This window comes from Cryobacterium sp. Y82 (assembly GCF_002929495.1).
Classification (GTDB): domain Bacteria; phylum Actinomycetota; class Actinomycetes; order Actinomycetales; family Microbacteriaceae; genus Cryobacterium; species Cryobacterium serini.
Window position 1 is genome coordinate 106,816 of the sequence record NZ_PJJJ01000028.1, and the last position, 12,348, is coordinate 119,163.

General features: G+C 65.0%; 15 protein-coding genes. 9 read left to right on the forward strand and 6 right to left on the reverse strand.

Going from position 1 to position 12,348, the window contains the following annotated elements:
• The first annotated feature begins 4 nt into the window (after nt 1–4).
• From CXY70_RS18475 to CXY70_RS05910, 4 genes are read left to right on the forward strand one after another with little or no spacing between them, the layout of a single operon-like run.
• Nucleotides 5–229 carry an acetylxylan esterase gene (locus tag CXY70_RS18475; protein WP_255412016.1) on the forward strand — a complete coding sequence of 75 codons (225 nt, stop codon included), beginning with the start codon at nt 5–7 and terminating at the stop codon, nt 227–229.
• 31 nt (nt 230–260) lie between these two features.
• Nucleotides 261–554 carry an acetylxylan esterase gene (locus CXY70_RS18480; protein WP_255412017.1) on the forward strand — a complete coding sequence of 98 codons (294 nt, stop codon included), beginning with the start codon at nt 261–263 and terminating at the stop codon, nt 552–554.
• A 54-nt stretch (nt 555–608) separates the two neighbouring features.
• Nucleotides 609–815, forward strand: coding sequence for a ribbon-helix-helix protein, CopG family (locus CXY70_RS05905; protein ID WP_233205769.1), 207 nt, complete (start codon nt 609–611; stop codon nt 813–815).
• Nucleotides 812–1,183 carry a type II toxin-antitoxin system death-on-curing family toxin gene (locus tag CXY70_RS05910; RefSeq protein WP_104191451.1) on the forward strand — a complete coding sequence of 124 codons (372 nt, stop codon included), beginning with the start codon at nt 812–814 and terminating at the stop codon, nt 1,181–1,183. The genes CXY70_RS05905 and CXY70_RS05910 overlap by 4 nt, the downstream gene beginning before the upstream one ends.
• Before the next feature lie 49 nt (nt 1,184–1,232).
• On the opposite strand, the gene CXY70_RS05915 is transcribed toward CXY70_RS05910, so the two are convergent.
• A complete protein-coding gene (locus CXY70_RS05915; protein WP_104191452.1) occupies nt 1,233–2,609 on the reverse strand; it encodes an alpha-hydroxy acid oxidase in 1,377 nt (458 codons plus the stop codon).
• Nucleotides 2,610–2,621: 12 nt separating this feature from the next.
• Nucleotides 2,622–3,338 carry a FadR/GntR family transcriptional regulator gene (locus CXY70_RS05920; RefSeq protein WP_104191453.1) on the reverse strand — a complete coding sequence of 239 codons (717 nt, stop codon included), beginning with the start codon at nt 3,336–3,338 and terminating at the stop codon, nt 2,622–2,624.
• A 93-nt stretch (nt 3,339–3,431) separates the two neighbouring features.
• On the opposite strand from CXY70_RS05920, the gene CXY70_RS05925 reads away from it, so the two are divergent.
• Nucleotides 3,432–4,175, forward strand: a complete 744-nt coding sequence (locus tag CXY70_RS05925) for a dienelactone hydrolase family protein (protein ID WP_104191454.1) — start codon at nt 3,432–3,434, stop codon at nt 4,173–4,175.
• 113 nt (nt 4,176–4,288) lie between these two features.
• Nucleotides 4,289–5,557, forward strand: coding sequence for a sugar ABC transporter substrate-binding protein (locus CXY70_RS05930; RefSeq protein WP_233205770.1), 1,269 nt, complete (start codon nt 4,289–4,291; stop codon nt 5,555–5,557).
• Nucleotides 5,558–5,572: 15 nt separating this feature from the next.
• Here the strand turns inward: CXY70_RS05930 and CXY70_RS05935 are convergent, their stop codons facing one another.
• Nucleotides 5,573–6,493: a 2-hydroxyacid dehydrogenase gene (locus tag CXY70_RS05935; protein WP_104191456.1), complete on the reverse strand. Its 921-nt coding sequence runs from the start codon at nt 6,491–6,493 to the stop codon at nt 5,573–5,575.
• 73 nt (nt 6,494–6,566) lie between these two features.
• On the opposite strand from CXY70_RS05935, the gene CXY70_RS05940 reads away from it, so the two are divergent.
• A complete protein-coding gene (locus tag CXY70_RS05940) occupies nt 6,567–8,033 on the forward strand; it encodes a peptide MFS transporter (RefSeq protein WP_104191457.1) in 1,467 nt (488 codons plus the stop codon).
• Nucleotides 8,034–8,107: 74 nt separating this feature from the next.
• Here CXY70_RS05940 and CXY70_RS05945 read toward each other — a convergent pair whose 3' ends face one another.
• Together CXY70_RS05945 and CXY70_RS05950 are read right to left on the reverse strand one after the other, a co-directional pair.
• Nucleotides 8,108–9,448: an MFS transporter gene (locus tag CXY70_RS05945; RefSeq protein WP_199183382.1), complete on the reverse strand. Its 1,341-nt coding sequence runs from the start codon at nt 9,446–9,448 to the stop codon at nt 8,108–8,110.
• Nucleotides 9,445–9,945 carry a MarR family winged helix-turn-helix transcriptional regulator gene (locus CXY70_RS05950; protein ID WP_104191459.1) on the reverse strand — a complete coding sequence of 167 codons (501 nt, stop codon included), beginning with the start codon at nt 9,943–9,945 and terminating at the stop codon, nt 9,445–9,447. The genes CXY70_RS05945 and CXY70_RS05950 overlap by 4 nt, the downstream gene beginning before the upstream one ends.
• 81 nt (nt 9,946–10,026) lie before the next feature.
• Here CXY70_RS05950 and CXY70_RS05955 point away from each other — a divergent pair, with 81 nt between their 5' ends.
• Nucleotides 10,027–10,875, forward strand: coding sequence for an alpha/beta fold hydrolase (locus CXY70_RS05955; RefSeq protein WP_104191460.1), 849 nt, complete (start codon nt 10,027–10,029; stop codon nt 10,873–10,875).
• Between the two features lie 4 nt (nt 10,876–10,879).
• The gene (locus CXY70_RS05960) at nt 10,880–11,932 is read left to right on the forward strand and encodes a biotin/lipoate A/B protein ligase family protein (RefSeq protein ID WP_104191461.1); all 1,053 of its coding nucleotides are present in this window, start codon (nt 10,880–10,882) and stop codon (nt 11,930–11,932) included.
• 41 nt (nt 11,933–11,973) lie between these two features.
• On the opposite strand, the gene CXY70_RS05965 is transcribed toward CXY70_RS05960, so the two are convergent.
• Nucleotides 11,974–12,312: a GNAT family N-acetyltransferase gene (locus CXY70_RS05965; protein WP_104191462.1), complete on the reverse strand. Its 339-nt coding sequence runs from the start codon at nt 12,310–12,312 to the stop codon at nt 11,974–11,976.
• Between the last annotated feature and the right edge of the window lie 36 nt (nt 12,313–12,348).

A 12,348-nucleotide genomic window follows, 5' to 3' on the forward strand; every position in this document is an offset into this window, starting at 1 on the left:
GCAGGTGCCCGGTTTTCTGACCCGAGGCATCGACTCGCGCGAGACCTACTACTACCGACGACTGTTCACCGACGCCGTCCGGGCAGTCGCAGCGGCACGCACACTGGCCGTCGTCGACCAAGCCCGGGTGGGCATCATGGGCACCAGCCAGGGCGGTGGCATCGCGCTCGCCGTGGCGGGGCTCGTGCCCGACCTGGCTGCCGTGGTCGCGCGGGTACCTTCTGTGTGACTTTCCGCGGGCATCCGTCATCACCGATGCGTTGCCGTACCGCGAGCTCGGCCAGTATCTCGTCACGAACCGACTGAAGGTGGCGCGGGTGCACGATGTGCTCTCCTACTTCGACGGCGTCAACTTCGCCAAGCGCGCCACCGCACCGGTGACCATGACGGCCGCGCTGATGGACCCGATCTGCCCGCCGTCGACAGTGTTCGCGGCCTACAACAATTACGCCGGGCCGAAGCAGATCACGGCCTGGCCGTATAACGGGCACGAGGGCGGCGCCTGGAAGGACGACGCTCTCGCTCTCCGTGCGTTCGGCGAGCACCTCGCCTGAGCTCGCCTCGCGCAGGCCCTTGCCGACAAAAACGAACAGCGGTACCATTTTGGTATGGCTATCAATGTGCGCATCCCGGCAGAGCTCGATCGTCAGCTGGAAGAGCTCGCGGCGGCACAACACGTGTCGAAGCACGCTCTGCTGCTGCAGGGTGCAACGCTGGTTGTCGACCGCTACTCGCGTCGAGATGAAATCGAGTCGGGCCTGCAGTTCGTAATGACCCACGACGCCGAGTTGCTGCAACGGCTCGAAGACGCATGACACGATACTTGGAGATCACCGACGCGCTTCAAGTGACCGAACGCTACGGATTCTTCGTACGTGACGCCGGCCTACTCGCGTCTGCGCTAGCTCGGCCGTCGGCGTCCATGTTTAAAACGGATGCCTACGCGACTTTTGATCGCAAGGCCGCAGCCTTGCTCGAATCGCTCGTGCGTAATCATCCGCTCGTGGACGGCAACAAGCGCACCGGCTGGACCCTGATGGTGCTCTTTCTCTGGATCAACGGCTTTGCCCACGATTTCACCGCCGACGAGGGGTTCGACTTCGTGATCGGCGTCGCCGAAGGAATTGTCGACCTGGACGAATCTGAGCGACGAATCGCCGCGCATCGGGTCAAACGGCCGTAAAAACTCCGACGCAGCGGCGAATTGGGCCGTCTGCACCGCTGTCTTCGCTTTACGGCGCCGGGGTCGTCTTCTTCGGCGCACGTTTCACCGGCGTGCCCGAGACGGCATCGGCGGCACTGACCGTCTGCTTGGGAGCTGCGGTCCGGCGCACCGGAGCCTTCTGCGCCGGTGCAACTTCGGCGGCGGCGACTATCGGCGCGCCGATCGGCATGAGCCGGGATAGCTGGGTCACGTGCCCGGGGTTCAGCTCCTCGAGCGAGTTCACGCCGAGCAGCCGCATGGTGCGGGCCACCTGCTCCGACAGAATCGCAATCGTACGATCCACCCCGGCCTCGCCGCCGGCCATGAGGCCGTAGAGGTAGGCGCGGCCGATCATCGTGAAGCGGGCACCGAGGGCGATCGAGGCGACGATATCGGCTCCCGACATGATGCCCGTGTCGAGGTGCACCTCGGTATGGGCGCCGACCTCGCGGGCAACCTGCGGCAGCAGATGGAACGGGATCGGTGCGCGGTCGAGCTGGCGACCACCATGGTTCGACAGGGTGATACCGTCAACGCCGAGGTCGACGAGGCGCTTGGCATCCTCAAGGTTTTGCACGCCCTTGACGACCACCTTGCCTGGCCACTGCGCCTTGATCCAGGCGAGATCCTCAAAGTCGACGGTGGGGTCGAACATCGTGTCGAGCAGATCGGCCACGGTGCCGCTCCAGCGATCGAGGCTCGCAAACGAGAGCGGCTCGGTGGTCAAAAAGTTGATCCACCACTCCGGGCGCGGCAACGCGTTGACGACGGTACCAAGGGTGAGGGCTGGCGGAATTGAGAAGCCGTTGCGCTTGTCGCGCAGGCGCGCGCCGGCGACGGGCACGTCAACGGTCACTAGAAGCGTGTCGTAACCGGCCCTGGCGGCGCGGTCGACGAGCGCCATTGAGCGGTCGCGGTCCTTCCACATGTACAACTGAAACCAGTTGCGGCCGTTCGGGTTAGCCGCCTTGACGTCTTCGATCGAGGTCGTGCCCATGGTTGACAGAGCGAAGGGAATCCCGGCACGGGCTGCGGCGTGTGCCCCGGCAATCTCGCCCTCGGTCTGCATCATTCGGGTGAAGCCGGTCGGCGCGATGCCGAAGGGCTGCAAAACCTGGGCGCCAAGCACGTCCCAGCCGGTCGACACATTCGACACGTCGCGCAGAATGGACGGGTGAAACTCGATGTCTTCGAAGGCCTGACGAGCCCGGCCCAGCGAGATCTCGGCTTCGGCTGCGCCCTCGGTGTAGTCGAAAGCGGCCTTCGGCGTGCGTTTCTTGGCAATGGCGCGCAGGTCGGCGATCGTGAGCGCGGCAGCCAGGCGACGCTTCTTCGCGTTGAGCTCCGGACTCTTAAATTTCATCAGCGGGGCAAGGTCTTTGATCTTGGGGATGCGTCGTTGCATGGTCGTCCTTATCTAGTGTGCGGTGAGGTGAGTCTCGGCGTAGTACCCCGAAATGTGTGCCTGCACGGCGAGGCGGGCGGCATCCGCTTGACCGGTCAGAATGGCACGGAGAATGCCGCGATGCTCGAGCATGAGACGAGCGGATGTTTGCGGCCAGCTCGCCAGACCCACCGCGCCCGCCCGGGCGTACCCCTCGATGGCGCTGCGAAGGCCGGCCATGGTCGCCGTGATGACCTGATTGCCGCTTGCTTCGGCGAGCGAGAGGTGAAACTGGGCGTCGAGGGCGAGGAATTCGGCTTCGGTGAGGGCTTGGTTTTCCATGGCGGTAAGGATTTGGTCGGAGCTGGTCAGATCGGCAGAGCTCGCACGGCACGTCTCGGCCAGCTCGGCGACGATGGCACCTTCCAGCACGAGACGGGTCTTCACCACGTCGGCTACCGGAAACCCCTGGGCTGCGACCTGCAGACGCATGAGCGCCGACATGCCGCCGCCGGGGCGAGCAACGATGATCGCGCCGGCCGAGGGCCCGGAGCCGACGGCGGTGCGGATGAGGCCCAGGACCTCGAGCACCCGCAGTGCTTCGCGCACGCTCGATCGACCGACACCCAGGTCGGCCGCGAGGGTGCGCTCGGGCGGTAGGTGGTCGCCCGGGCTGAGGCGCCCCTCGAGCAGATCGAGTTCGACGGCGTCGAGCACGACCTGCCAGGCACGAGGGCTGATCGGGGTCACGGGGTCCTCTCGTCGACGGGATGTGGTCTGACCACAGGATACACGACTTTGCGGGGTTGGCGGGATACAGTTTCAGCCAACCCGGGAGAGACCATGACCGCTGCACCCCAGCTCATCGACCTGAAACTGCCCGACGGGCCGGGTGGCAGCGCCGGCCTGAAAGCCGTGCTCGCGATTCCCTCCGGTGACGGTCCGTGGCCCGGTGTCGTGCTCGTACACGAGGCATTCGGCCTCACCGACGTCATGCGCCGCCAGACCATCCGCGTGGCGGAGGCCGGCTATCTGGCCCTCTTGCCCGACCTATTCACCGAGGGCGGTCCGCGCAAATGTCTCGTGGCTACTTTTCGGGCGCTGTTGGCCGGCGCCGGCCGGGCCTTCGTCGATATCGAATCGGCCCGCACGTTCCTGTCCGAGCGCAACGACTGCACCGGACGTATTGGCGTGCTCGGTTTATGCATGGGTGGTGGTTTTGCGCTCGCCACGGCCACGCGCGGCTTCGACGCAGCCTCGGTCAACTACGGTCGACTGCCGAAAGAACTCGACGACCACCTGCTCGGTGCCTGCCCGATCGTCGGCAGCTTCGGCGGCGCCGACCGTTCGCTCATCGGCGCAGCGGCCAGGCTCGATTCCTCTCTCGACCGGCTGAAGATCGCGCACGACGTCAAGGAATACCCGGGTGCTGGGCACGCCTTCCTCAACGATGTCGAGACCGGGCCGCGGGTACTGCGCCCGGTCCTGGCACGCTTCCTCGGCGCTGGCCCCGACCCGGTGGCCGCCGCCGACGCTTGGAAGCGCATCGAGGAGTTCTTCGGCGAGCACCTCGGGGCGTCACAGTAGCGTTGGGGGCGGGGTGCGACTGATAGCCTCCAACAAGAACAGGGGACACTATCGCCAGACGCTCAACTATCATTGCCATTGCCACCGTCGCATCCGTTGTCGCTATCGGCGGCGTGGCCACCGCGCTGGCGCTGACTCCGCAAACCGGGTCCGACACGACGCTGAGCGTCCGGGTCTGGGACGAACAGGTTGCGCAATCCTACGAAAAGTCGTTCACGGCGTTCGAGAAAACCAATCCGGGCATTGACGTTTCCGTCAATGTTGTGCCGTGGGCAGACTATTTCACCAAACTACGCGTCGACGTGGCCGGCGAGACCGCCGACGACGTGTTCTGGGTGAACGCCGGCAACTTCGCCGACTATGCCGTCAACGGCAGCCTGATGAATATAACGGATGCCCTCGGCTCCGACGCGCAGGCCAACTGGCAACCCAGCGTCATCGACCAGTACACCCTTGATGGTGCGCTCTGGGGGGTGCCCCAGCTGGCTGATCCGGGGATCGGACTGTATTACAACGAGGAACTCCTCACGAAAGCCGGTATCGACCCGGGCAGCGTCGGCGACCTGCACTGGGATCCGGCCACCGGCAAAGACACCCTGCTGCCCGTGCTGCAAAAGCTCACGGTCGACGTCAACGGCAACACCGCCGACAGCGCAGCGTTCGACCCCTCGCAAATCGTGCAGTACGGCTACAACGCCGCCAACGACCTCAACGCCATTTACCTCAACTACCTCGGTTCGAATGGTGCGGCCCTGCAAGACGGCGACGAGTTCGTCTTCGACACGGTCGCGGGGCAGGAGGCGTTCCAGTACGTGATCGACCTGATGAACAAATATCACGTAGCCCCGTCGGCCGCCGACACCAACCTCAACGGCGACTTCGCGCTTGGCCAGTTTCTGCAGGGCAAGATGGCCCTGTTTCAGAGCGGCGTCTACAACCTCAGCAACGTGAGCGATGGCGCTGGCTTTGAGTGGGGTGTCGCGGCGATTCCGTCGGGTCCGGCCGGCGCGATCAGCGTCACCAACGGCGTCATTGCTGCCGGTAACGCCGACTCGAAGCATCCGGAACAGACCCGCAAACTGCTCGAGTGGCTCGGCAGCACCGAGGGCAGCGCGGCTATCGGCGCCGACGGATCAGCGTCGCCGGCCGTGATCGGGGCACAGGCCAGCTACGTCGAGTCGTGGCAGAAGCAGGGCATCGACGTGACCGCGTTCATCGACGTACTTGCTAACGGCACCGTGCAGGCGCCGCGGGGCGCTCGGTGGGCCGAAGCCTCCGCCGCGTTCGAGTCGACCTTCGCCGAAATGTTCCTGGGTCGTATTCCGGTCGACCAGGCCCTGCGTACCGCGCAAGCCACCGCGAATGCGGCCATCGACGGCTGAAAGTTGGCGCAGCGGCTACGTCGTTAGGACGACGTTGAGCGGGGTCTCGCCGCGGAGCATTCGTTCTATCTGCTCGCGCACGAGCAGGGCCATGCGTGGCAGCATGGCGCTCGAGGCGCCGCCGACGTGTGGTGAGATGAGCACATTGGGCAGCGTGAAGAGCGGATGGGCGGCCGGCAGTGGCTCCGGCTCGGTCACGTCGAGCGCAAGCCGGAGGCGGCCGCTCGTCGCGTGCGCGAGCAGGGCATTTGTATCGGCGACCGGGCCGCGGGCAATGTTCACGAGCAGGCTGCCGTCACGCATCTGGGCGAGGAACGCGTCGTCGACCAGGTGGGTCGTCTCTATGGTCAGTGGAACGCCGACAACGACGATGTCAGCCTGTGGCAGCAGCTCGGAAAGGGAATCGAAGCCGTAGATCGCGCCGCGCTCATCGCTGCGCGCAGTGCGCGCAACGCGGATGACCGTGGTCTCGAAGGCGAGCAGCCGGCTCTCGATGGCCTGACCGACACCGCCGTAGCCGAGCAGCAGCACCGTGCGGTCGGCGAGGCTCGGGTGGTGGGCTGGCGCCCATTCGCCCCGATCGGCAGCGCGCACGAAATCAGGGATGCCGCGCTGGGAGGCCAGGATGAGGGCGAGGGTGAGCTCGGCGGTCGAGGTCTCGTGCACGCTCGCAGCATTGGCGAAGACGTGCCCGGCGGGTAGAACCTGATCGACACCGTCGTAGCCAATGGACTGGCTCTGCACCAATCGGGTCTCGACGCCGGCGAGGTGCGCGAGTCGGTCGGTCTTGCCCATATACGGCGTGACGACGATGTCGAACCGCGGCCGGGGAGCCGGGCCGTCGAGCGCCCATTCGACGACTTCGACGCTGGCGGGCAGTTCACCAACCGCCTCGAGCAGAAGGGAATCGGGCAGGCTGACCAGCAATGAGCTCATTCCCCGAGCCTACTTCGCCCGGTGCGAAGTCCAGCTCCCGGGTGCTAGCTCGTGTGGTTGTTACCATTGTCTAATGAGTAAAGTCGTCGACCCCGCTGCCGTCCACGAGGACCGAGCCTTCTTTGGGCAGCCGCGGACACTTGCCAACATCTTCGGCGTCGAGATGTGGGAGCGCTTCTCGTTCTACGGCATGCAGGGCATTCTGCTGTTGTACCTGTACTTCTCGGCCGCCGACGGCGGCCTCGGAATTCCCCAGACCACGGCAGCCGGCATCGTCGGCGCGTACGGCGGCGGCGTCTACCTGTCGACAATCCTCGGAGCCTGGGTCGCCGATCGTCTGCTCGGCTCCGAGCGGGTGCTGTTCTACAGCGCCATCGTCATCATGATCGGCCACATCGCGCTGGCGGTTGTACCGGGGATCGGCGGTCTCGCAGCCGGCCTCATCCTGGTCGCCGTCGGCAGCGGTGGGCTCAAGGCCAACGCGACGTCCGTCGTCGGTTCGCTCTACGCCCCGGACGACCCCCGGCGCGACGCCGGTTTTTCGTTGTTCTATCTCGGTATCAACCTCGGCGCGTTTGCCGGGCCGATCCTCACCGGTCTGCTGCAGACCAGGGTTGGATTTCACTACGGCTTCGGACTCGCCGCTGTAGGCATGGCGATCGGTCTGACCCAATACTCGTTCGGCCGCAAGCGGCTGCCGGATGCTGTCCGATTGGTGCCGGATCCCCTCCCGCGGTCCCGCTGGCGCGGCTATCTCCTCGTGGCAATCCTAACGGTCGTCGTTATCGTCGTACTCGTGCTTACCGGTGTGATTACCGCAAGCAACCTGGTCACGATCGTGATTGCGTTGACCGTCATCGCTACGGTCGCTTATTTCGTGGTGATTCTCACGAACCGGCAGATCACCCCGGTAGAACGCAAACGTGTCTATGCCTTCATTCCACTCTTCGTGGCCAGCGCCGCGTTCTGGTCGCTGTACCAACAGCAATTCACGGTCGTCACGATCTATTCCGACGAGCGGCTTGACCGCGCTTTGTTCGGGTGGGAGATGCCGATTTCCTGGGTGCAGTCGATCAACCCCGTCTTCATCATCGTGCTCTCCGGCATCTTTGCCGCGATGTGGACTAAGTGGGGCTCGCGGCAGCCGTCTACGCCAATGAAGTTCGCGGTCGGAACCGCGGTCATGGGCGCCGCCTTCCTGTTGTTCCTACCGTTTGCCGGCGGCGCGGCGAATTCGACGCCGCTGCTGGCGATGATCGGCATCCTGCTGGTCTTCACGGTCGCGGAACTGCTGCTCTCCCCGGTCGGGCTCTCCGTCGCCACCAAGCTCGCACCCGCGGTGTTCAAGACCCAAATGGTTGCGCTGTTCTTTCTCTCCGTCGCCCTCGGCTCTGCCGTGTCCGGGGTACTCGCCACTTGGTATGCGACGGCGCCCGAGCGACTCTATTTCGGCGTTCTCGGCGGCATCGCGATCCTGCTCGGACTCATGCTCGCCCTGATCGCCCGCCCGGTGCTGCGCCTGATGGGCGGGGTGCGCTAACTGCCAGCCCGCTCAGTCGACAACTTTGCGCGGTACTGCGAGGCCGCAACCACAAGAAGTTGTCCACTCAACGCCTAGCGCGGGGCGGTGGCCTCAACGATCGCGATCTCCCGGGTGGCGGTCTCGCGGTCCAGGTCACGTTCCACCTCGCGCCCGTCGCCGGCATGCAGCACACGCACCCTGGGCGCCGAGAACGGATGCAGCTGCACCCGCAACCGGCGATAGCGCACCATCCAGAACAAGACGGCCGCCGCCGCCAACAGGCCGGACATCGCGGCGAGGCCGAGCGCCCAACGCGGGCCGAAAGTATCCGCTACCCAGCCGACGAGGGGCGCGCCGAGGGGAGTGCCGCCGACGAAGATGGCCATGTAGAGTGCCATGACACGGCCGCGCATCTCTGGCCGCGTCGTGGTCTGAACATACGCGTTTGCGGTCGTCATCAGGGTGAGCGAGGACAGGCCGACCAGCGTGAGAGATATGGCGAAAGTGGCATATGTTGGCATGATCGCGGAGAGCGCGCACGCAAGGCCGAACAGAGCAGCGCCAAGCACGATGAGGCGCAGCCGGGCGCGGCTCCGCCGGGCAGCGAGAAGGGCGCCGATGACGGCACCGATGGCCATGATCGAACTGAGGAGACCAAATTCCGCAGCCCCCCGGCCGAACTCGATCGTGGCCATGGTCGACGTGAAGATGGCGAAGTTAAGGCCGAACGTGCCGATCAGAAAGACCGCGATCATGACGACAACGATATCGGAACGACCGCGCACATAGCGGAAGCCAGCCAGGAGCTGCCCACGCTCGCGGGAGATCGTTGGTTGGCGGCGCAGCTGGTGCGTGCGCAACAGCGTCATGGCGAAGACGGTCGCTGCGAAGGTAACCGCGTTGATCATGAACACCCAGCCAGCACCGACGGCGACCGTGAGCAGTCCGGCGGCGGCAGGACCGATCAAACGTGCACCGTGGAAGGAAGCGGAGTTGAGTGCGACAGCATTGGACAGCTGGTCTTCGGCGACAAGTTCGGAGACGAAAGCTTGGCGGGCCGGCGCATCGATCGCGGCGACGACGCCGAGGCCGAAGGCGAAGAGATAAACGTGCCAGAGCTCGGCCACCCCCAGCACGGTCAGAAGGCCAAGGCCGAGGGCCAGTAACCCCATCAGGGCCTGAGTGAGGATGAGCAGCTTGCGCCGATTGAACCGGTCGGCGATCAGCCCGGACCAGGGCATGAGCAGAAGCTGCGGCCCGAGCTGCAGAGCCATGGTGATGCCGACCGCCGTGGCGTCGTAGTTGGTGAGCTCGGTCAGCACGATCCAGTCCTGGGCGGTGCGCTGCATCCAGGTACCGATATTCGACACCAAAGCTCCAGCGAACCAGATGCGGTAATTGACGACGCTCAGCGAGCGAAACATGGCACTCAACTGTCGGCGAGGCCCTTCATTATCAGGGTTGCGTCGGCGAGAACGCGGTGCTGTTCGGGGGTGAGCTGGGCGACGCGGTGCACCAGCCAGGCATCTCGACGCTTGCGAGTTTCGGTCATCATCTCGCGCGCGGCATCCGTTGTGGTGAGCACGATCTTGCGGCCATCGAGCGTGGAGTCGGTGCGGGTCACGAGGCCGGCGTCGACGAGGCATTTGACCGTGCGGGTCATTGATGGCGGGGTCACCCGTTCGAATTCGCTGAGCTCAGTGAGCGTCAGCGGACCGTGCACGTAAAGCACGCCGAGCGCGGAAAACTGGCCGCTGCCCAACTCGTTCTCGGCCTTCTCCTGCCGCAATCGGCGAGCCAGGCGCCCATTGGCCAGCCGAAATTCGTGGCTGATCTCGGAGGTGTTACTCGCCGCCTGGTCAGAACTCACCGACGGCTGTGCCTTGACGACGCCAAGGGCTGCGGTCTTCGGGGGTATTCGCGATTCCATATATCGTTAGCATAGCAAATTAGCCTCGCTAAGTACATTATTATTTTGAGCGTGCGGCCTCCAACGGGGCAGACTAGCCTCGTGCCCACATACACGGATGCCTCTGGCCTGGTTATTACCTACTACGTGTGGCCGGTCCCTGCCCCCCGAGCCGTGATTCAGCTTGCCCACGGTGTCGGCGAACACGCCCAGCGCTACGCGGCGCTCGCCGCCGACCTCAATCGGGCCGGTTATACGGTCTACGCCGATGACCACCTCGGCCACGGCCAGACCGGACTCGCCCAGCACGGCGGCGATCATACCAAGTTGGGTCGGCTCGGCGCCGGGGGGCTGCGCGCGGCAGTAGCCGGCGTCTACCAGCTGAGTGGAATCATCCGCTCAGAGCAGCCGACCCTGCCACTCGTGCTGCTCGGCCACAGCTGGGGATCGTTCATGGTGCAGATGATCGTAAACGCGCACGCGGCCGAGTACGACGCCATCGTGCTCTCCGGAACCGCCTACCGGTGGCCCGGCTACCTCGATGGCGGGGACCTGAACCGCAAGCACAAGACGCTCGGCACGACCGGGGTCGAGTGGCTCAGCCGTGACCCGGCCGTCGCTGCGACCTTCGTGGCCGACCCGCTCACCACGGCGACGCCGCTCGCGAAGCTGTTTGGCATTCGCGAGGCCGCCCGCCTGTTCGGCCGACCGGCGCGCGACCTGCCCGGTGACCTGCCGATGCTCGTGCTCGTCGGTGGTGACGACACCGTCGGCGGGGAACGCAGTGCGCTCAAACTGGTGAACTCCTACGTCCAGCGTTCCGGGCTGCGGGACGTGCGCCTGATCGTCTACCCGGGCGGTCGGCACGAAGTTTTCAACGAGATCAACCGCGACGACGTCATCGGCGACCTCGTGGACTGGCTCAACGACCGCTTTACCGCCGTAGGCTGACTGTATGCATGGTGAATATAAGGTTCCGGGCGGCAAACTGGTCGTCGTCGATCTCGATGTCGTCGATGATGTCATAACCAACTTTCGACTGGCCGGGGACTTCTTTCTCGAGCCCGACGATGCCCTTGAAGACATCGACTCCGCGGTGACCGGCCTCCCCGCCGGCAGTGCGGCGGCCACAATCGCCGCTACGGTGCGCGGCGCGCTCCCGAGCGGTGCTGTTCTGCTTGGCTTCTCGCCGGAGGCCGTGGCCGTGGCGATTCGCCGTTCGCTTGCGCAGGCGAGCACCTGGCGGGATTACGACTGGCAGATCATCCACTCAAAGAAGCCCGTCGCGCCCGTGCTGCAGATGGCCCTCGACGAGGTACTCGCGACCGAGGTCGGGGAGGGACGTCGACAGCCCACACTCCGTATCTGGGAGTGGAACGAACCGGCCGTCGTGATCGGCAGTTTTCAGTCGCTCAAGAACGAGGTCGACCCCGAGAATGCCGCCAAGTATGGCTTCACCGTGGTGCGGCGCATCAGCGGCGGCGGCGCCATGTTCATGGAAGCCGGCTCGGTCATCACGTATTCCATCTACGCGCCGACCGACCTCGTGCAGGGCATGAGCTTCGCCGACTCCTACGCTTTTCTCGACGAATGGGTCATCACCGCTCTTAAATCCCTCGGTATTGACGCGCACTACTTGCCGCTCAACGACATTACGAGCCCCGCGGGCAAGATCGGCGGGGCTGCTCAGAAGCGTCTCGGAAGTGGTGCCGTGCTCCACCACGTCACCATGAGTTACGACATGGACGGCGAAAAAATGGTGCAGGTGCTGCGCATCGGCCGAGAAAAGCTCAGCGATAAGGGGATCACGAGCGCCGCCAAGCGCGTCGACCCGCTGCGCAGTCAGACCGGCCTCACCCGCGCGGCGATCATCGACCGTATGAAAGAGACCTTCACCGCCCTGTACGGCGCCAGCGAGGGTGACGTCACCGCCGAGGAATACGCCAAGGCCACCGAGCTCGTCGCGAACAAATTCAGCACAGAAGCCTGGCTGACCCGGGTGCCTTAAACCGCGAAAAGCGGATGCTAGCGGCGAGCATCCGCTATTCGCTAACGCCCGCGCGTCAGCAGGTCCTGATAATCGGCGTGGGTGTCGATCCAGTGCGCCACGTAGGAGCACTCCGGCACGACGGCGAGATCGGTGCGAAGGCGCACGTCGTCGAGCGCCTGCTCGACCAGAATGCTGGCGAGGCCGTGCGTGCGTTGTGCCGGATCGACCTCGGTGTGGGTGAAATGCACGGCCGTCGACGTGGTGGTGTAATCGGCCAGTCCCACGGCCTCGCCGTCGAGCCACACCGTATAGCGGCTCTGTCCAGGTTCGTGGCGTACTTCCACAGCCCCGGCATCGGCCAGATTCTGCGAGTGGATGGTCGTCGATTCAGCAGTCATCCCGACAGACTAGGCCGATGAGCGGTGCGCAGGCTG

What these genes read in the sequence shown, in the direction of transcription:
- CXY70_RS05905 (WP_233205769.1), top strand. Translation starts at nt 609, where the DNA reads ATGGCTATCAATGTGCGCATCCCGGCAGAGCTCGATCGTCAGCTGGAA.
- CXY70_RS05910 (WP_104191451.1), top strand. Translation starts at nt 812, where the DNA reads ATGACACGATACTTGGAGATCACCGACGCGCTTCAAGTGACCGAACGC.
- CXY70_RS05915 (WP_104191452.1), bottom strand. Translation starts at nt 2,609, where the DNA reads ATGCAACGACGCATCCCCAAGATCAAAGACCTTGCCCCGCTGATGAAA.
- CXY70_RS05925 (WP_104191454.1), top strand. Translation starts at nt 3,432, where the DNA reads ATGACCGCTGCACCCCAGCTCATCGACCTGAAACTGCCCGACGGGCCG.
- CXY70_RS05935 (WP_104191456.1), bottom strand. Translation starts at nt 6,493, where the DNA reads ATGAGCTCATTGCTGGTCAGCCTGCCCGATTCCCTTCTGCTCGAGGCG.
- CXY70_RS05940 (WP_104191457.1), top strand. Translation starts at nt 6,567, where the DNA reads ATGAGTAAAGTCGTCGACCCCGCTGCCGTCCACGAGGACCGAGCCTTC.
- CXY70_RS05950 (WP_104191459.1), bottom strand. Translation starts at nt 9,945, where the DNA reads ATGGAATCGCGAATACCCCCGAAGACCGCAGCCCTTGGCGTCGTCAAG.
- CXY70_RS05960 (WP_104191461.1), top strand. Translation starts at nt 10,880, where the DNA reads ATGCATGGTGAATATAAGGTTCCGGGCGGCAAACTGGTCGTCGTCGAT.
- CXY70_RS05965 (WP_104191462.1), bottom strand. Translation starts at nt 12,312, where the DNA reads ATGACTGCTGAATCGACGACCATCCACTCGCAGAATCTGGCCGATGCC.